The 17,101-nt window shown below is 66.2% G+C and carries 18 protein-coding genes, 1 tRNA gene and 1 pseudogene; 9 read left to right on the top strand and 11 right to left on the bottom strand.

The window, feature by feature from the left end; translation table 11 throughout:
- Positions 1–9 precede the first annotated feature (9 nt).
- Positions 10–1,176, top strand: a complete 1,167-nt coding sequence (locus BME24068_RS30360) for an ABC transporter permease (RefSeq protein WP_174928257.1) — start codon at positions 10–12, stop codon at positions 1,174–1,176.
- A gap of 19 nt (positions 1,177–1,195) precedes the next feature.
- Here BME24068_RS30360 and BME24068_RS30355 read toward each other — a convergent pair whose 3' ends face one another.
- Both BME24068_RS30355 and BME24068_RS30350 read right to left on the bottom strand, forming a co-directional pair.
- A complete protein-coding gene (locus BME24068_RS30355; protein WP_174928256.1) occupies positions 1,196–2,527 on the bottom strand; it encodes a carotenoid oxygenase family protein in 1,332 nt (443 codons plus the stop codon).
- A 16-nt stretch (positions 2,528–2,543) separates the two neighbouring features.
- Positions 2,544–3,188, bottom strand: a complete 645-nt coding sequence (locus tag BME24068_RS30350; RefSeq protein WP_174928255.1) for a DUF2239 family protein — start codon at positions 3,186–3,188, stop codon at positions 2,544–2,546.
- Between the two features lie 297 nt (positions 3,189–3,485).
- Between BME24068_RS30350 and BME24068_RS30345 the strand changes: the two genes are divergently transcribed.
- The 4 genes and pseudogenes from BME24068_RS30345 to BME24068_RS35160 all read left to right on the top strand — a co-directional run.
- A complete protein-coding gene (locus BME24068_RS30345) occupies positions 3,486–4,826 on the top strand; it encodes an MFS transporter (protein ID WP_174928254.1) in 1,341 nt (446 codons plus the stop codon).
- Positions 4,827–4,888: 62 nt separating this feature from the next.
- A complete protein-coding gene (locus tag BME24068_RS30340; protein ID WP_174928253.1) occupies positions 4,889–6,286 on the top strand; it encodes an enolase C-terminal domain-like protein in 1,398 nt (465 codons plus the stop codon).
- A 138-nt stretch (positions 6,287–6,424) separates the two neighbouring features.
- The gene (locus BME24068_RS30335; protein WP_096508196.1) at positions 6,425–6,736 is read left to right on the top strand and encodes a hypothetical protein; all 312 of its coding nucleotides are present in this window, start codon (positions 6,425–6,427) and stop codon (positions 6,734–6,736) included.
- Between the two features lie 86 nt (positions 6,737–6,822).
- Positions 6,823–7,073 (top strand): annotated as a pseudogene (locus BME24068_RS35160) (recombinase family protein); the annotation flags it as partial.
- 446 nt (positions 7,074–7,519) lie between these two features.
- Here the strand turns inward: BME24068_RS35160 and BME24068_RS30325 are convergent.
- The 6 genes from BME24068_RS30325 to BME24068_RS30300 form a co-directional block, all read right to left on the bottom strand.
- Complete coding sequence (locus tag BME24068_RS30325; RefSeq protein WP_096508194.1) at positions 7,520–8,272, bottom strand: hypothetical protein; 753 nt, start codon at positions 8,270–8,272, stop codon at positions 7,520–7,522.
- Positions 8,273–8,683: 411 nt separating this feature from the next.
- Positions 8,684–8,759: transfer RNA gene (locus BME24068_RS30320), tRNA-Ala, on the bottom strand.
- A gap of 64 nt (positions 8,760–8,823) precedes the next feature.
- Positions 8,824–9,177 carry a c-type cytochrome gene (locus BME24068_RS30315; protein ID WP_174928252.1) on the bottom strand — a complete coding sequence of 118 codons (354 nt, stop codon included), beginning with the start codon at positions 9,175–9,177 and terminating at the stop codon, positions 8,824–8,826.
- Positions 9,174–9,968: a BON domain-containing protein gene (locus BME24068_RS30310; protein ID WP_174928251.1), complete on the bottom strand. Its 795-nt coding sequence runs from the start codon at positions 9,966–9,968 to the stop codon at positions 9,174–9,176. Before BME24068_RS30310 ends, BME24068_RS30315 begins: the two co-directional genes overlap by 4 nt.
- A gap of 17 nt (positions 9,969–9,985) precedes the next feature.
- Positions 9,986–10,570: an SIS domain-containing protein gene (locus tag BME24068_RS30305; protein WP_174928250.1), complete on the bottom strand. Its 585-nt coding sequence runs from the start codon at positions 10,568–10,570 to the stop codon at positions 9,986–9,988.
- A gap of 126 nt (positions 10,571–10,696) precedes the next feature.
- Entirely contained in the window at positions 10,697–11,125 is a 429-nt protein-coding gene (locus BME24068_RS30300; RefSeq protein WP_174928274.1) for a YraN family protein, read from the bottom strand.
- 46 nt (positions 11,126–11,171) lie between these two features.
- Here BME24068_RS30300 and rsmI point away from each other — a divergent pair, with 46 nt between their 5' ends.
- Positions 11,172–12,050: a 16S rRNA (cytidine(1402)-2'-O)-methyltransferase gene (rsmI, locus tag BME24068_RS30295; protein ID WP_174928249.1), complete on the top strand. Its 879-nt coding sequence runs from the start codon at positions 11,172–11,174 to the stop codon at positions 12,048–12,050.
- Between the two features lie 84 nt (positions 12,051–12,134).
- Here the strand turns inward: rsmI and BME24068_RS30290 are convergent, their stop codons facing one another.
- Positions 12,135–12,746: a septal ring lytic transglycosylase RlpA family protein gene (locus BME24068_RS30290; protein ID WP_096508188.1), complete on the bottom strand. Its 612-nt coding sequence runs from the start codon at positions 12,744–12,746 to the stop codon at positions 12,135–12,137.
- Positions 12,747–13,403: 657 nt separating this feature from the next.
- Between BME24068_RS30290 and BME24068_RS30285 the strand changes: the two genes are divergently transcribed.
- The 3 genes from BME24068_RS30285 to BME24068_RS30275 all read left to right on the top strand — a co-directional run bounded on the left by BME24068_RS30285 (position 13,404) and on the right by BME24068_RS30275 (position 15,254).
- Positions 13,404–14,048 carry an MBL fold metallo-hydrolase gene (locus BME24068_RS30285; RefSeq protein ID WP_174928248.1) on the top strand — a complete coding sequence of 215 codons (645 nt, stop codon included), beginning with the start codon at positions 13,404–13,406 and terminating at the stop codon, positions 14,046–14,048.
- Positions 14,045–14,704 carry a 3'-5' exonuclease family protein gene (locus tag BME24068_RS30280; protein ID WP_174928247.1) on the top strand — a complete coding sequence of 220 codons (660 nt, stop codon included), beginning with the start codon at positions 14,045–14,047 and terminating at the stop codon, positions 14,702–14,704. The genes BME24068_RS30285 and BME24068_RS30280 overlap by 4 nt, the downstream gene beginning before the upstream one ends.
- A gap of 79 nt (positions 14,705–14,783) precedes the next feature.
- On the top strand, positions 14,784–15,254 hold the full coding sequence (locus tag BME24068_RS30275) for an Lrp/AsnC family transcriptional regulator (RefSeq protein WP_006477376.1): 471 nt from the start codon (positions 14,784–14,786) through the stop codon (positions 15,252–15,254).
- A 31-nt stretch (positions 15,255–15,285) separates the two neighbouring features.
- On the opposite strand, the gene BME24068_RS30270 is transcribed toward BME24068_RS30275, so the two are convergent.
- Both BME24068_RS30270 and BME24068_RS30265 read right to left on the bottom strand, forming a co-directional pair.
- Positions 15,286–16,443 carry a cation diffusion facilitator family transporter gene (locus BME24068_RS30270; protein ID WP_174928246.1) on the bottom strand — a complete coding sequence of 386 codons (1,158 nt, stop codon included), beginning with the start codon at positions 16,441–16,443 and terminating at the stop codon, positions 15,286–15,288.
- Between the two features lie 237 nt (positions 16,444–16,680).
- Positions 16,681–16,974 carry an H-NS histone family protein gene (locus tag BME24068_RS30265; RefSeq protein WP_096508184.1) on the bottom strand — a complete coding sequence of 98 codons (294 nt, stop codon included), beginning with the start codon at positions 16,972–16,974 and terminating at the stop codon, positions 16,681–16,683.
- Between the last annotated feature and the right edge of the window lie 127 nt (positions 16,975–17,101).

The raw sequence follows: 17,101 nt of genomic DNA, 5'->3' as shown, positions 1-17,101 counted from the left end.
CAGACTGCAATGGCGATTCCCCTCACCTACATCGCGCGCAACCTGTGGACCCGGCGGCTCACCACCGCGCTCACCGCGGGCGGGATGGCGCTCGTCATCTTCGTGTTCGCGACGGTGCAGATGCTCGATGCGGGGCTCACGCAGACGCTCGTGTCGACCGGCGAACCGGACAACGTCGTGGTGATCCGCAAAGGCGCGGAAACCGAGATTCAAAGCTCGATCGACCATCAGCAGGCGAACGCGCTCGAGATGCATCCGGCCGTTGCGCTCGGCCCCGACGGCCGGCCGCTCGTGTCGAAAGAAGCCGTCGTACTGATCTCGCTCGTGAAGACGTCGACCGGCAAGCCGTCGAACGTCGTGATCCGCGGCGTGTCGCCGGCCGGCCTCGCGCTGCGTTCGCGCGTGAAGCTCGTGGCCGGCCGCCCGTTCGCGCCGGGCTCGTCGGAGATCATCGTCGGCAGCGCGATCGCGAAAGGTTTCAGCGGCACGCAGCTCGGCGACAGCCTGCATTTCGCGCAGCGCGACTGGACGGTCGTCGGCGTGTTCGACGCGGGCGGCAGCGGCTTCGATTCGGAGATCTGGGGCGACGTCGATCAGTTGATGCAGTCGTTCCGGCGCACCAGCTATTCGTCGATGGTGCTGCGCATCCCGAGCGCCGACGGCTTCGCGCGCTTCAAGGCCGACATCGACGTCGATCCGCGCCTGACCGACGAAGCGAAACGCGAGCAAACCTTCTACGGCGACCAGTCGAAGGCGCTGTCGACCTTCATCAACATCCTCGGCATCACGCTGTCGACGATCTTCTCGATCGCCGCGATGATCGGCGCGATGATCACGATGTACGCATCGGTCGCGAACCGCACCGCCGAGATCGGCACGCTGCGCGCGCTCGGCTTCAAGCGCATGAACGTGCTCGCGGCGTTCCTGCTGGAAGCGCTGCTGCTCGGCTTCGTCGGCGGGGTGATGGGGCTCGCGTGCGCATCGCTGATGGGGTTCGCATCGTTCTCGACGACCAACTTCCAGACGTTCTCGGACCTGTCGTTCCGTTTCGTGCTGACCCCGGCGATCATCGTGAAGACGCTGCTGTTCTCGCTGGTGATGGGGCTCATCGGCGGGTTCCTGCCGGCGATGCGCGCCGCGCGGCTGAACATCGTCGACGCGCTGCGCGCGCAGTGACGCACGCAGCCGCTCACGCTCAGCGCTCGCGCGGCACCCATGCGCCGTGGAACCCGGCCGGCACACGGCGCGGCAGGTGCACGGTCGCGACCGGCCCTGCCTCGATCGCGCGCGCATCGAGGATCACGACGTCGCTCGTATCCGTCGCCGCGCGGTAGACCACCACCAGCAGCCAGCCGTCGTCCTCGTCGGTGCCGCCCGGACGCGGCACGAACACCGGCTCGCCGTTCTGGTCGCCGGCCGGGACCGTGTAATGCGTGCTCGTGCCGCGCGCGTGGTCGAAGCGCATCACGCCGCGCATTTCCGCATTGTTCGGCTGCTCGACCGCATACAGGTAGCGGTAGCGACGCCCCGTCCGGCTTTCGTTGATGCGCGGCAACTCGATGCCGCCGTCGGCGAGCGGCCCTTCGTCGACCAGCCCGTTCGCGGTATCGATCACGTAGCGCCACAGCTCGCCGAGCGGATTCTCGGCAAAGCGGCCGGTGCGCGCGTCGAGCCGCAGGAACCACGGATAGCGCACCGCATCGAGCACGATGCACGACGCGTCGCAGTCGTATGCGTTCACGACGTGCATGATGAAGCACGGCTCGATGCCGAACCACTGCACGTCGCCACCGTGGCGCGGGATCACGCCGATCCGCGCGGCGCGGTCGTCGTGCCAGCGCAGCGGCATCCGGTGGCCCCGCTCGAGCATCGAGAAGTCGTAGCCCACGTTCAGGTCGAGCAGCAGGCTGCGGGTTTCGGTGATCGCGAGATCGTGCATCATCGACGGCGCGCTCACGTCGACCTCGATATCGACGCGCTGCACGCCCTGCGCGTCCGCGACACCGTAGCGCAGCCACGGCGCGCGCCAGTCCGCGCGAAACGCGATCAGTTCGCCCGTCACCGGATCGACCTTCGGATGCGCGGTCATCCCGCCGCCGAAACCCGCGTGCCGCGCGCTCACGCCGAGCGAATCGAGCGCGGCGGTGATCGCGAACGGCGCGCCGCCCTCCGACAGCGCGAGCAATTCGCCCGCATGCTGCAGCACGCTCACGTTCGGATTCGTGTCGGGCAGATGCGGCCCCTGTGCGGGCGCATGCACGGCGGCCCAGCGTTGCGTGCGCGCCCAGCGGTTCCGGTAGCCGGCCGCGCGGCCGTTTTCGAACGCGATCGCGTGCAGCATCGCGGCCTCCGGCCACCACGACAGCATGTCGTTGCCTTCGAAGCGGCCGCCCGGCGGGTTCGGGCCGTTGCGCAGCAGCGTGCCGTCGAGGTCAGGCGGGATCGTGCCGCTCACCCGCAGGTCGACGAGGTCGGCTTCGTCGGCGACCGGCGCGATCGCACCGCGGTTCAGATCGAAGGTCGTCATCGCGTCGCGCCCTCCGTCAGCAGCCTTCGGTCGACGGCGGCAGATCGCCGCGCGCCAGGGCGAGCGCATGGTCTCGCACGTCGTCCGGCCAGCCGGCGATCAGCTCGGCCATCCGCGCGAGGTCGTTCGCGTACAGCGCACGCGCGGCTTCCTCGAAACCGGGCAAGTCGCCCGCGATCGCCGACATGAAGTGGTACGCGCGCGCCTGCGCGTCGCGGCGCCGGTCGGCCGCCGCATGCGTGCGCCGCGCATCCTCGACGAGCTTGCGCAGCGCGACCGACGCGCCGCCTGGCTGCGCGGCGAGCCAGTCCCAGTGACGCGGCAGCAACGTGACTTCGCGCGACACGACGCCCAGCTTCGGACGGCCGCGACCCCGCTGTTCGCCCGCGCCGGCCGGCTCGCCGGTCGACGCAGAGGGATTGGCGTCGGCAGACGCATCGGCCGGCGGCGGCGCGTAGCGCGCCCGTACTGCGTCGTCCGACCCGCGCAGGTCGAGGTCGATCGAGCGGCCGGTCGCGTCGTCGAAAATCACGATCGCGCCGGACATCGCCTCGCCGGCCGCCTGCCGGACCGCGAGCGCCACCGTCGCGGGCGGGCCGGACGCAATGCGCCGATGGCCGTCGAAAGCCGTGCAGGAAGGAAGCAGCGTGGAAGTGGTCATCGTGGTTGCCCGTTGGCAGGAATCGGAATGACTATATTTTTATCCGGGTATAAATTGGATGTCAATATCACCCGGGTAAAATTTTTTGTTCACTGCCACGACCAATCGATTCAAATGTTGAATCGATCAAGTCATTAATTGGCATGAAAACGCAAATATCGCCATGACAGAATGATCCGGACGCGCTGCCCGCCAGTCCGGCGTCCGGATTCCGGCCGGCAGCGCCCCCGCGAAAAACGCGCGCACCCGACGCGCCTGCCGCACGACGGCACCTTCCGCCCTTCGGAGGAGACAGTCATGAATCCGCTTCAAGCGCTGCCGGCGTCCGCGTCGGCAACGGCCCGGCGCACCCGCGTGCGCTGGCTCGTGCTGGCCGTGCTGTTCGCAGTCACGACCATCAACTACGCGGATCGCGCGGCGATCGCGATCGCGGGGCCCGCCCTCGCCCGTTCGCTGCACCTGAACCATGTGCAGATCGGCTTCATCTTCTCGGCGTTCGGCTGGTCGTACGTGGTCGCGCAACTGCCGGGCGGCTGGCTGCTCGACCGCTTCGGGTCGCGCATCGTCTATGCATGCAGCATCTTCTTCTGGTCGCTGTTCACGCTGTTGCAGGGAACGATCGGCTTCTTCGGCGGCGCCGCCGCGTTCGCGCTGCTGTTCGGGCTGCGCTTCCTGGTCGGCGCGGCCGAGGCGCCGTCGTTCCCCGCCAACAGCCGAATCGTGTCCACCTGGTTCCCGGCGCCCGAGCGCGGCACCGCGTCGGCGATCTTCAATGCCGCGCAGTACGCGGCGACCGTCGTGTTCGCGCCGCTGATGGGCTGGCTCGTGCATGCGTTCGGCTGGCAATCGGTGTTCGCGGTGATGGGCGTGCTCGGCTTCGCGTTCGTGCTCGTGTGGAACCGCACGATGTACGACCCGAAGGTGCACCCGCGCATCAACCGCGCGGAGCTCGACTACCTCACCGAAGGCGGCGCGCTCGTCAACATCGACCAGGCGACCGGCGCGCGCGACGGCGGCCCGTCGCTGCATCACGTGAAGGCGCTGCTGAGAAACCGGATGCTGGTCGGCGTGTACGTCGCACAGTACTGCATCAACGCACTTACCTATTTCTTCATCACGTGGTTTCCCGTCTATCTCGTGCAGGCGCGCGGGATGTCGATCCTCAACGCGGGGCTCGTCGCGTCGATCCCGGCCGTATGCGGGTTCCTCGGCGGGATACTCGGCGGCGTCGTGTCCGACGCGCTGCTCAAGCAGGGCCGGTCGCTGTCGGTCGCCCGCAAGGTGCCGATCGTGATCGGCATGCTGCTGTCGATGTCGATGATCGTCTGCAACTACACCGACTCGCACGTGCTCGTCGTGCTGTTCATGGCGCTGTCGTTCTTCGGCAAGGGGCTCGGCGCGCTCGGCTGGGCCGTCAACGCCGATACCGCGCCGCGTCAGATCGCGGGCCTGAGCGGTGCGCTGCTCAACACGTGCGGCAACCTTTCCAGCATCACGACGCCGATCGCGATCGGCTATATCGTCGACCGCAGCGGCTCGTTCAACGGCGCGCTCGTCTACGTCGTCGCGCACGCGCTCGTCGCCGTGATCTGCTACCTGTTCGTCGTCGGCGAGATCCGCCGCGTCGAGCTGACATGAACGGCGCGGGCCGCGCCGGTGCGTCCGGCGGGCCCGCGCATTACGGAACCAGGAGCGAACCGATGTCCGAATCCCGCCGTGCCGGCACGCCGCGCGTCACGCGCATGCAGGTGATCCCCGTCGCCGGCCGCGACAGCATGCTGCTGAACCTGTGTGGTGCGCACGCACCGTATTTCACGCGCAACCTCGTGATCCTCGACGACAGCAGCGGGCATACGGGCGTCGGCGAAGTGCCTGGCGGCGAAGGTATCCGCCACGCGCTCGAACGGATGACCGACCTCGTCGTCGGCCAGTCGATCGGGCGCTACCAGGCGACGCTCAACGCGGTGCGCGCGGCGCTGTCCGGCGCCGGTGCAGGCGCCGGCCGCACCATCCAGCACGAGGTGACGTCGGCCGGCGAGGCGGCCGTGCTGCGCCAGCCGCACGAGATCAACCTGCGGCTCGACAACGTGATCACCGCGATCGAGGCCGCGCTGCTCGACCTGCTGGGCCAGCATCTCGACGTGCCTGTCGCGGCACTGCTCGGCGAAGGCCAGCAGCGCGACGCGGTGCCGATGCTCGCGTACCTGTTCTATATCGGCGAGCGGCGCCGCACCGACCTGCCGTATCGCGACGAGACGCACGCGGCAGACCCGTGGTTCCGGCTGCGCAACGAAGCGGCGCTCACGCCGGCCGCGATCGCGCAGCAGGCCGAGGCTGCGGTCGAGCGCTACGGCTTCGCCGATTTCAAGCTGAAGGGCGGCGTGATGGCCGGCGCGGACGAGATGGAAGCGATCGCCGCGATCAAGGCGCGCTTTCCCGATGCGCGCGCGACGCTCGATCCTAACGGCGCATGGTCGCTCGACGAAGCGGTCGCGCTGTGCCGCGGGCAAGGCCACCTGCTCGCGTATGCCGAAGATCCATGCGGGCCGGAAGGCGGTTATTCCGGCCGCGAAGTGATGGCCGAATTCCGCCGCGCGACCGGCATCCCGACCGCGACCAACATGATCGCGACCGACTGGCGGCAGATGGATCATGCGGTACGGCTGCAGGCGGTGGACATCCCGCTCGCCGATCCGCACTTCTGGACGATGCAGGGCTCGGTGCGGCTCGCGCAACTGTGCCGCGACTGGGGGCTCACGTGGGGCTCGCATTCGAACAACCACTTCGACGTGTCGCTCGCGATGTTCACGCATGCGGCCGCGGCGGCGCCCGGCACGATCACCGCGATCGATACGCACTGGATCTGGCAGGAAGGCGATGCGCGGCTCACGCGCGAGCCGCTGGAGATCGTCGGCGGCCAGGTGGCCGTGCCGGAGCGGCCGGGGCTCGGGATCGAGCTCGACATGGCGCAGGTCGAGGCCGCGCATGCGTTGTACCGGGAAGTGGGCGGTACCGCGCGCGACGATGCGGTCGCGATGCGTTATCTGGTACCGGGGTGGACGTACGATCCGAAGCGGCCGAGTTTCGGGCGGGGGTGATGGCGGGGCGGCAGGCAATGCGATCCACGATTGCCAAACCGTGCAACCGATTGCATCCTGCCGGCTGCCCGATCCGTCGCCGCGCCGGCATCGCGAACGGATCGACGCGGCCGCCCAGCAAGAAGGAACCGCCTCGCGATGAAGCCACTCGACCCGACCCTGCGCCTGCTCCTCGTCATCGTGCCTTGCTCGATCCTGTGCCTGCCGGCCAGCACGACAGTCGCAGGCTATGTCGCGCTGAGGCTGACGGCGAACACGTCGCACTTCGAAGGCGGCGCCGGTTATGGATGGATGTGGCTGACGATCCTGCTCAGTTGCGCGTTCTATGCGGCAGGTATCGGCATCTGCGTGCTGCTGCGGAAAAAGCTCGCGCTGCTCGCGATTGTCGCGGCAGCGTTCGCGGCGTTGTCGGTGCCGACATTCCAGACGATTCAGGGCCTGCTGAGCTAGGCCGCGATGTGGCGGAGCGCTTCGGGGTTATCTGTACTCGTCAATCTCTACTGTCCCGCCGAGAGACGCCATCATTTCGCGCAGCCCCGATTGAGAAAACTACGCGCGATGCCGTACCGGCATTCAGGCAACGCAGGGTGAAGCCGATTACGAAAGCCGCGCTGAAATGCAGTGCCGAGGCGTCGCCATCGCCAGGGTAGAGGGGAAAATACGTCGGCCGCCAACGCGCGGCCGACTACGCCGAGATTAAGGGCTGGCGGCTGGGAGGGCGACCATCGCACAGACGGCGGAACATTTCGGCGTGAGCGCGGCGACCGTCAAGCGGGCTTGCGCTGAGTGCCCCTTGCGCCAACCGACGTTATCGGTATTCATCGATATCTACCACGCCCCCAAGCGACTCCATGAGGGATCGCACGTCGTCCGGCACATCCGGTACACGGTCGCCGCTGTAGTTCGCCCAGTAGCAGAAGAAACGGACCCGCGCGCCCGCGCCCTCGATAAGTTCGCGTAGGTCTTGGCGGGGCAGGCCCAGATGCCTGATGAGATAACGTAGATGCGGTTCCAATTGATCGCCCTGGACAGACTCGCTGCTGCGTATCCCCCATACGCCGGTTCGGCCCGGACAGCTGCTGGTTCGGCCGGTCGGCGTGACAAAATGCTGCCCCTTCGTGACGGCTATATCAGGCGTAACGCCGAAATAGCCAGTCCAGAACTCCGGAGCGACGTTATCACCTGAGATTGTGAATGACGCGTTTGCGAGTTGATGTGAACCCAATCTCAACCTCATTTGTAATCGTGCATGTTGCCGATGACTTCGCCTTGAAATTCAACGTTGCCATTGTCGTGCCAAGTGACATTGTCAGCACCGCCAAGGCCAAGGTCGTCCTTCATCGAATGGACCATCCCGCCAAAGATATCCCGAGCGTACCCTAGCATTTTGGCCGCATAGTTCGGGTTGGTAGTGGATGCTGCTAACTGTTCTACGTCACCACTCAAAGGGCCATCCGCATAGTCAAACACGTCCGCACTGCCTAACGGAGTACCTGGAGTACCTGGGTCAAGCGAGTTCGCCAATTGAGGGGCCGCTCCAGCAGTCCCTGCAACCACGCTCTGCAAATAGCCAATCAGTTCATCCGCCGACACGTCGTTGGGCACTGCCCAACCGGGGAGAGGTTTGTCTACGGGCAGCGCGGCCACTCCCGGCACGCTGGCGAGCCTACTTGCTCTTGGGAAAGGCGGTGTAGAGGGCGCGCGCCCAGCAACGCCGCCACGGGCCACGGGGCGGTCGATAGATACGGACACCCTCCCGTCCTCGATGGCAGACCTGAGCGCGGCCACCGGATCACCCGCCGATGTTCCAGCGAGCCCCAATTCTCGAAGATAGCCAATGGCCCCGGTCATCAACCCGGCATACCTCGGCCAATGCAGCATCAGTTCCGAGACAGCGGCGCGCTGTTCAAGCGACTGTCGCGACCCGCGGCCGCCAGACAGCGTCGCGCGCTTCCCGAACCCCATATCGATCATCACCGACGCCATGCCGCGATGCTCTCAAATTATTGTCTGATTAATTGAGCAACACGGAATAGCGTCCAGTCAATTTGTGACGGACGGCGGTATGAGCAGCATCGGGCACGAGAATCCAGGTGCGGCGTACGATTTCTATCAACGAATAAAACAGGTCGTGCAGGTTGCCGTACCGGTGCAACGCGCTTGCAGCCGAGGCCCGTCAGATATGAGTGCGGCATGGATCGAGCAAGAAGTTGCAGCGCCGTTGCGCGGGAAGAGGCACGACGAACCTGTAATGGACGCGCCGGTCAGTTTGTGTCCAACCGTTACGACCGGGCTTCGGCCATGCTGTCAGTCTTCAGCGCGCGGCAAATCCTGCTTCCAAATGCAAAACAACGCACTACATCGCGAGACGTAGTGCGTTGTTTTTACTGGAATTCTTGGTGGAGCGGAGGAGGATCGAACTCCCGACCTTCGCATTGCGAACGCGACGCTCTCCCAGCTGAGCTACCGCCCCAACAGACAACCATCATACACATGCATTTCTGCGCTTGGCAATAGGGGTTCGCTACCCAAATGCGTCACTTCGACGGCGCGCCCGCCAGCACCCATTCGACCACGGAACGCAGATCCGCATCGCTCATGCGCGGGTGCGCCGGCATCGGAATCGCACCCCACACCCCCGAGCCGCCGTCCTTCACTTTCTTCGACAGCTTCGCGACAGCCTGCGGATCGGACTTGTAGCGTGCGGCGATGTCCTTGAACGACGGGCCGACGAGCTTGCGGTCCACTGCGTGGCAGCCCATGCAGGCATTGCCGCGCGCGACCCTCAGGCCATCGGCGACATCGGCATGCGCGGTGCCGAGCACACCGGCCGCGAACGCCCCAGCCGCGGCGCCCTGCACCATCCAGTGTTTGATCTGCATCAGCTTCATTGCGGCGTCGCCTTCGGGTTGCCCGGGTGCACGCTCGACGAATTCGAGATCGGCGCGGGCGGTTGCAGCGGGGTGGACTGGACCGACGCATCGGGCACCGCACCGACCGTCGCGGAATCCGCGGGGACGGCGGCCTGCGCGCCGGACGCATCGCTCGGCGACGCAGCCTGCAACGCCTGCGCGTCCTGCGGCTGGATGTACTGGAACACCTTCACGACCTTCTCGACGCCCGGCACCTGGCTCGCCGCATCGGCGCCGCGATTGCCTTCGTCGACCGTCACGAGGCCCATCAGGTAGATATTGCCGCGCTCGCTGACGACCTTGTAGTAGTTCGCCGACAGCCCCTTCGTCGCGATCAGCTCGGACTTCACGCGCCCTTCGAGATACGAGTCGTTCGCGCGCGACGACAGCGACGACGCCGGCTCGACCGACAGCTCGTTGACGATCCCGTTCACGTTGTTGATGCCGCGCACGATCTCTTCGGCACGCTGCTTCGACGCATCGTTCGGCACTTCACCCGTCAGCAGCACGCGGCGGTTGAACACCGTCACGTTCACGTGCGACTGATCCGGCAGCCCGTTGTTGATCTGCGTGAGCGACTTGACCTGGATCTCGCGATCCTCCGTCTGCGCGCCGAGCGTACGGCGGTCGGTCGCGATCAGCGCGCCGCCGCCTGCCGCGGCACCCAGCACGCCGAGCACGCAGCCCTGCAGCGACACGGCAAGGCCCGCCGTCAGCGCGACGAGCAACGTGGTTCTGACGAGCGTCCCTTTGACGCGGCTTTGATTCATCGACGGCTCTCCTTCGTTCAATCCTCACCCAGCAGCATCGCGTCGATGCCGTCGCACAGGCAGTGGATGGTCAGCAGATGGACTTCGTGGACGCGCGCCGCGCGAGACGCGGGCGCGCTGATCGGGATATCGGTGTCGGACAGCGCGGCGGCGACTGCATGGCCGTTGCCGCCGGTCAGCGCGACGACGGTCATCTCGCGCTCGTGCGCCTCGTCGATCGCGGCCAGCACGCGCGGCGACGCGCCGCCCGCGTCGAGCACCAGCAGGATGTCGCCGGTCTGCCCGAGCACGCGCACCTGCTGCGCGAACAGCTGATCGGCAGCGCTCGCACCGGTAAGCCCGCCCTGCGACGCATCGGTGGCCAGCGCAATCGCCGGCAGGCCCGGGCGCTCGCGCTCGAAGCCGCCGACGAGGGACACGGCGAGGTAGTGCGCAGCGGCGGCCGACGGGCCGTCGCCGCACGCGACGATCTTGTTGCCGTTCGCCAGCGCGGCGAACATCGCATCGACCGCGGCTGCGATCGGCAGCGACAGCGCGTCGGCCGCCTCGGCGTGAAGCGCGGCACTGTCGCGGAAATGTTGCTGAATACGTTCGACTGACATCGATTCCTGGTGAACTGGGCGCGTGGCACGCAGCGCGCGACATCATGGGTGCGGCGAGTTTACCGCACTCCGGCACACTCTCCGGGGGTACGGCAAGAACTCTTTACATCTCGTCACAGCTCGCGACTACACATCGTCGGTACGAAATGCGTCGCGCAGCCATTCGAGCCGGCCGGCCTCGAACGCGACGACGTCGAAGCGGCACGCGGCGTCCGCGCCGTGCCGCGCCCAGAAACCGAGCGCCGCCGCGATCAAACGCCGCCGCTTGCGCCAGCCGACGCTGGCGGCCGCACCGCCATGCCGCGTGCTGCGCCGCGCCCGCACCTCGACGAACACGAGCACGCCGTCGGGCGCTCGCATCACGAGATCGAGCTCGCCGCCGCGCATCGTCACGTTGGCCGCGACGAACGCGAGGCCGCGACGCTCGAGGAACTGCCGCGCACGCTGCTCGAACGCCGCGCCGACGGGTTTGGATCGAGCGGCGCCGGAAAAGTTGTCGCCGGCGGCCGGCAAACCGCGCGCGCCGCCCGGCGCGGCCGGCTGCGCGTGGCACAATGCCGTCCTTGTTCCGCTTGCGCCGCGATTGCGCGCATTGCCTGCCATGACTGCCCTCCTCGAACTCGCGCAAACGCAGCATTACCCGAGCGCCGCGCTCTACGTGGTCGCGACGCCGATCGGCAACACCGCCGACATCACGCTGCGCGCGCTGCACGTGCTCGGCCTCGCCGACCGCATCGCCGCCGAAGACACCCGCAACACGGGCCAGTTGCTCGCCCGCTACGGGATCTCGAAACCGCTCGTCGCCGTGCACGAGCACAACGAACGCGAAGCCGCGCTGCGCGTGATCGAGCTGCTGCGCGCAGGCGAACGCGTGGCGTACGTGTCGGACGCCGGCACGCCCGGCATTTCGGACCCCGGCGCGCGGCTCGTCGACGCCGTGCGCACCGCGGGCTTCGCGGTAGTTCCGCTGCCGGGCGCGAGCGCGGCCGTGACCGCGCTGAGCGTGGCGGGCGACTGGGCCGGCACGTTCACGTTCGCGGGCTTCCTGCCGCCGAAGACGAAGCAGCGCGCCAGCGCACTGCAGGCGCTCGTGCAGCATCCGTATGCGCTGGTGTTCTACGAAGCGCCGCACCGGATCGCCGAAACCGTCGCCGCACTGGCCGACGCATTCGGCCCCGCGCGCCGGCTGCTGATCGCGCGCGAGCTCACCAAGCTACACGAGCAGTTGTTCCAGGGCACCCTGGCCGAAGGACAGACCTGGCTCGACGGCGATGCGAACCGGCAGCGCGGCGAGTTCGTGCTGGTCGTCGAAGGCGCGCCGGCCAATCGCGACGAAGCCGACGACACCGCGCACGACGCGCTGCTCAAGCTGCTGCTGGAAGAAGTGCCGGTGAAGAGCGCCGCGAAGCTCGCGGCGGCGCTGACGGGCGCGTCGCGCAACACACTGTACGCACGCGCGCTGACGCTGAAGGACGGTTGACGCGCGACGTGCGCGGCACAAACCGCTGAAGCGAAAAAAGGCTGCCCGAGGCAGCCTTTTTGCATGGACGGACAAACCGTCGCGTTACTTCGACGACAGCGACGCGAACATCTCGTCGCGCGCCTCGCGCGCTTCCTGCGGCGACAGCCCTTCGATCTTCACGCGGCCCGTGCCGGCATGCACGAGACCGATGATCTTGGCGGCCGCATACGACAGGTCGAGCACACGGCCACGCTTGAACGGCCCGCGATCGTTGACCTTCACGACGACCCACTTGCCGGTCGACGCGTTCGTCACCTTGATGTACGAAGACAGCGGCAGCGTGCGATGCGCGGCGGTCAGCGCGTTCATGTTGAAGCGCTCGCCGTTCGCGGTGCGGCGGCCGTGGAAATCGCGGCCATACCACGAAGCCCGGCCCGTCTGGCGGAAATCGGATACGTCCTTGCCGTCGATCGGCTCGGCATCCGCCAGCGAAGACTTGTTCGCGTCCTTGCTGTCGGCAGCCGGCATCGACGCCAGCGCGGAATCGAAATTCAGTTGCTGCTTGTCACTGTCCGCTTTCGCGGCAGCGGCCGTCTTGTCGACCGCGCCCTTCTGATTGGCGTTGCCGGTGGTCTGGCTGGGTGGCACCGCACAGCCCGTCAACGCAAAAAATATTGCAATGGTCCCGAATCGAGTCGGAAATCGAAAATTCATCGACGTGTCGCCTTCTGGTTCGGGCCGCACCGATACAACGCTGCTCAACAACGCAGATACGCGGCCCGGACGGCAAATGCGTGCACGCCCCGCTCGGATGCGAGCAGGCGGCTAGCATGGGCGCGGCTTTCGTCTCTGCCGCAACCGTCCTGATTAGTTTTCACGTCTGGCGCAACCTGTCCCCGGCAGCCTGACCAGACCCCACATGCCGCCATCGAACATGGCTTTCACGTTCGCGCGCGTCGCATACAGCCAACGCACAGGAACGGCGGCACAGGCCTCATCCGGCGGCGCGGCAGCAAGGCCGCAGGCGGGCGCGCAGCACCCGGCCGGACAAGACGTGAGCACCGAATGCTCGGTGCTGGATACACCGCCGGACTCCCCGGCGGTCGATGCTTGACGGTGAATCCGACACCCCATTTAACGGGGCCGAAACACCAGCGAATTGCGTGAAATTCACGCGCAATGGGGCGCATTATACATAAATCAAAACCCCATCTCGAAATCTGCCCCTCCCCAGCCATTGATTCTCACTATGGCGGTAACAATCGGATGCTCCGGGATTGCCCGCACGGCGTGCGCCGAGCGCCCCTCGGCAGGGCCGGCAGGCGGCTCGCGCGACCGGTACAATCGCTCCTTTTAGCCGCCGGTGCCCTCATGAAAGTCACGCTCATCCCGGTCACGCCATTCCAGCAGAACTGCTCGCTGCTCGTCTGCGAAAAGACCGGCCGCGCCGCCGTCGTCGATCCGGGCGGCGATCTCGAACGGATCGAACACGAGATCGCGCGGCAGAACGTGCAGGTCGAGAAAGTGCTGCTCACGCACGGGCACGTCGATCACTGCGCAGGTGCGAAGGCGCTCGCCACGCATTACGGCGTGCCGATCGTGGGGCCGCAGGAAGACGAACGCTTCTGGATCGAGCAGTTGCCGATGCAGAGCCAGCGCTTCGGCTTTCCGGCCGCCGAAACCTTCGAGCCGGATCACTGGCTGAACGACGGCGACACCGTGCAGTTCGGCGACGAAACGCTCGAGGTCTATCACTGCCCGGGCCACACGCCCGGTCACGTCGTGTTCTTCAGCCGCGCGCATCGCGTCGCGATCGTCGGCGACGTATTGTTCGCCGGCTCGATCGGCCGCACCGACTTCCCGCGCGGCAATCACGCGGACCTCGTGCGTTCGATCAAGGAAAAGCTGTGGCCGCTCGGCGACGACGTCACGTTCGTGCCGGGCCACGGCCCTGTGTCCACCTTCGGCGACGAGCGCCGCACGAATCCGTTCGTGTCCGACAAGGCATACGGATGAACCAGACCGCCATCCCCGAAATCTACGTCAGCACCGACGTCGAGGCCGACGGCCCGATTCCCGGCCCGCACTCGATGCTGAGCTTCGCGTCGGCCGCCTATACCGAGGACAAGCAACTGATCGCGACGTTCTCGGCGAACCTCGAGACGCTGCCCGGCGCCCACGCCCATCCGGTACAGGAAGCGTGGTGGAAGACCGAACCCGACGCGTGGGCCGCATGCCGGCGCGACCTGCAGGCGCCCGAGGCCGCACTCGTCGCGTACGTCGAGTGGGTCGAGGCGCTGCCCGGCAAGCCGGTGTTCGTCGCGATGCCGGCCGGCTTCGATTTCACGTTCATGTTCTGGTACATGATGCGCTTCGCGGGCCGCTGCCCGTTCTCGTGGTCGGCGCTCGACATCAAGACGCTCGCGTTCGCGATGACGGGCCTGCCGTACCGCAAGGCCATCAAGCCGCGCTTTCCGAAGCACTGGTTCGACGATCACCCGCATACGCACGTCGCGCTCGACGACGCCATCGAGCAAGGCGCGCTGTTCTGCAACATGCTCGCCGACCTGCGCCGTCAGCAGGCTGCGCTCGCGGGCCTCGCCGTGTCCGACACCGACCGGTCGGAACACGCGGGGGCGGGGCAAAATCCCACGGATCCGCGCACAAATTAGCGAATCTCGCTCATCGACACGCCGTCAGATTGCCTTTCCTTTCCCGGCCCTCTAACATTCAGCGTGTTGTAGCTGCCGCATGGAGGCGCAGGTGACGCTCGATTCCTTTTCGCAAAAAATCCTTCGCCTGTTGCAGCTCGACGCGCGCCGTTCCGTTCAGGAAATTTCCGATCAGGTCGGCCTGTCGAGCACGCCGTGCTGGCGCCGCATCAAGGACATGGAGCAATCCGGCGTGATCCAGCGCTATACCGCGCTGCTCGATCGCGAGAAGCTCGGCCTGCACGTGTGCGCGCTCGCGCACGTGCACCTGACCCGCCACAACGAAGGCGGCGTCGAGCAGTTCGAGCGCGAGATCGCGACCTGCCCGGAAGTGACCGAGTGCTACAGCACGACGGGCGAAGCCGACTACATCCTCAAGATCGTCGCCCCCGACATCAAGGCCTACGACGTCTTCCTGCACGAACGGATCTTCAAGATCCCGGCGGTATCGCAGGTACGCACGAGCGTCGTGCTGCGCGAAATCAAGTTCGACACGCAGTTGCCGCTGTAACGCGCGGCGCGCGCTCGCGAGCGCGCCGGCGTCACGCCGGCGCAGGCAGCGCGCGCGTGAAGCCGATCCGGCGCGCGCCGAACTGGCGCTTCAGCGCATCGACGTCGATCCGGCCGGCCAGCGCCGCGTCGGTATCGCCCGCATCCGCGGCGAGCGTCACGTCGATCTCCAGCCCCGTGCTCAGGTAGTGCAGGTCGATCGCGTCCGCACGCAGCCCGCGCTGCGCGAGCGCTTCGTCGAGCCGCGCCGTGATTTCGACGCGCGGGGGCAGCGCGAGCGCCGGACGACGCGCCGCATCGTTCTCCGGATCGACGTGAATCAGCGCATCCAGCACGCGCGGATCGCGCAACACACGCGCACGCGCGGTTTCCGCGATGTAGTGCCCTTCCGATACCGAGATCATCGGATCGACCAGGATATGCGCGTCGACGAGCGCGGCATCGCCCATCTTGCGCGTGCGCAGGTCGTGCACGTCGCGCACGCCGGGCGTCGCCGTGAGCAGTGCACGGATCTCGTCCGTGTCGGTCGTGTCGAGCGCGCGATCGGACAGGTCCTGCAACGCGTCATAGCCGAACGTCCAGCCCATGCGCGCGACCATGAAGCCGACGATCGCGGCCGCGATCGGATCGAGCAGCCGCACCCCGGCCAGGCTGCCGACGATGCCGATCGCCACGACGAGCGACGATGCGGCATCCGAGCGCGCATGCCAGGCGTTCGCGACGAGCATCGCCGAACGCACGCGCCGTGCCTCGCGCAGCATGTAGCGGAACAGCGCCTCTTTCGACACGAGCACCGTCAGCGCGACAATCAGCGCGGAGAAATGCACGGCCGGAATGTTTTCGAGATTTACGAGACGATTGCCGGCACGCCAGAGCATGCCGATACCGACCGCGATCAGGATCGCACCGAGAAACAACGATGCGACCGTCTCGTAACGGCTGTGCCCGTAATTGTGGTCGGCGTCCGGCGATGCGCCACTATGACGATTCGCAACCAGCACGACAAAATCCGAGATCAAATCGGAAATCGAATGAACGCCGTCGGCAATCAACGCCTGCGAATGCGCAACCACGCCCACGACGATCTGAAACGTCGCAAGCACGACATTCAGCACAATACTGACGAGGGTGCTCTTGCGCGCGACCGCGTGCTTATCGGCGCTTTGCGCGTCACCGGAAAACGTGGACATGAAATACGAGATATCGGTTGGGGTACGGAATTCTATCAAACGAAGCCCTCCGGGCATTCCGATAACCCTAAATTCCCCAGTTAAATCAACCGGTTATGCGAACAGGTTGCATTCCCATTCACACGGCGTTTCTGACATTTTCATGACACCACGCATACATTCCGATACCACCATACAAAAAAGCCGCGCTCCTGCACGGATACGCGGCTCTTTTGAGACAACGACTTAAACGTTTGCTTAAATCGAGAATTGTTCGCGGTCCTTGCCGGCGATCCAGCGCGGCGGCTTGCCGCGGCCCGACCACGTCGCGCCCGTTTCCGGATCGCGGTATTTTGCCGCCACGCCTGCGCGCGGACGACCGACTTTACCTGCCTTCGCGCGGCTCAGGCCGAGTTCCGCGAGCGAAAAGCCGTAGTCGGCAATTTTTTGCTTCACGTCATTCAGCACTTCAGCGTATTCACGCGACTTGGCTTCTTCGATTTGCTTCTCCAGCTTCTCCCGCTGGGCCAGCAGGTCCTTGTAAGAAGACATAGTTTCCCTTTCTATATGACCAATGGCACCGGTCTGCAGCCGGCTAACCATTCATGGAATATTGGTGCCTCGGATTTTCGAAGGCAGAGATTAGCACAAAAAAGATTTGATAGAAGCGGGATTCATG

It is taken from the genome of Burkholderia anthina (assembly GCF_902498995.1).
In the GTDB taxonomy this organism is placed as follows: domain Bacteria; phylum Pseudomonadota; class Gammaproteobacteria; order Burkholderiales; family Burkholderiaceae; genus Burkholderia; species Burkholderia anthina.
This window is presented reverse-complemented; position numbering and strand designations above follow the sequence as displayed.

Bases quoted from the DNA above. Each gene is read 5' to 3' on its own strand.
- BME24068_RS30360 (WP_174928257.1), top strand. From the start codon at position 10: ATGGCGATTCCCCTCACCTACATCGCGCGCAACCTGTGGACCCGGCGG.
- BME24068_RS30275 (WP_006477376.1), top strand. From the start codon at position 14,784: ATGGAGGCGCAGGTGACGCTCGATTCCTTTTCGCAAAAAATCCTTCGC.
- BME24068_RS30315 (WP_174928252.1), bottom strand. From the start codon at position 9,177: ATGAAGCTGATGCAGATCAAACACTGGATGGTGCAGGGCGCCGCGGCT.
- BME24068_RS30285 (WP_174928248.1), top strand. From the start codon at position 13,404: ATGAAAGTCACGCTCATCCCGGTCACGCCATTCCAGCAGAACTGCTCG.
- BME24068_RS30335 (WP_096508196.1), top strand. From the start codon at position 6,425: ATGAAGCCACTCGACCCGACCCTGCGCCTGCTCCTCGTCATCGTGCCT.
- BME24068_RS30325 (WP_096508194.1), bottom strand. From the start codon at position 8,272: ATGGCGTCGGTGATGATCGATATGGGGTTCGGGAAGCGCGCGACGCTG.
- BME24068_RS30270 (WP_174928246.1), bottom strand. From the start codon at position 16,443: ATGTCCACGTTTTCCGGTGACGCGCAAAGCGCCGATAAGCACGCGGTC.
- BME24068_RS30350 (WP_174928255.1), bottom strand. From the start codon at position 3,188: ATGACCACTTCCACGCTGCTTCCTTCCTGCACGGCTTTCGACGGCCAT.
- BME24068_RS30305 (WP_174928250.1), bottom strand. From the start codon at position 10,570: ATGTCAGTCGAACGTATTCAGCAACATTTCCGCGACAGTGCCGCGCTT.
- BME24068_RS30345 (WP_174928254.1), top strand. From the start codon at position 3,486: ATGAATCCGCTTCAAGCGCTGCCGGCGTCCGCGTCGGCAACGGCCCGG.
- rsmI (WP_174928249.1), top strand. From the start codon at position 11,172: ATGACTGCCCTCCTCGAACTCGCGCAAACGCAGCATTACCCGAGCGCC.
- BME24068_RS30290 (WP_096508188.1), bottom strand. From the start codon at position 12,746: ATGAATTTTCGATTTCCGACTCGATTCGGGACCATTGCAATATTTTTT.
- BME24068_RS30280 (WP_174928247.1), top strand. From the start codon at position 14,045: ATGAACCAGACCGCCATCCCCGAAATCTACGTCAGCACCGACGTCGAG.
- BME24068_RS30355 (WP_174928256.1), bottom strand. From the start codon at position 2,527: ATGACGACCTTCGATCTGAACCGCGGTGCGATCGCGCCGGTCGCCGAC.
- BME24068_RS30340 (WP_174928253.1), top strand. From the start codon at position 4,889: ATGTCCGAATCCCGCCGTGCCGGCACGCCGCGCGTCACGCGCATGCAG.
- BME24068_RS30310 (WP_174928251.1), bottom strand. From the start codon at position 9,968: ATGAATCAAAGCCGCGTCAAAGGGACGCTCGTCAGAACCACGTTGCTC.
- BME24068_RS30265 (WP_096508184.1), bottom strand. From the start codon at position 16,974: ATGTCTTCTTACAAGGACCTGCTGGCCCAGCGGGAGAAGCTGGAGAAG.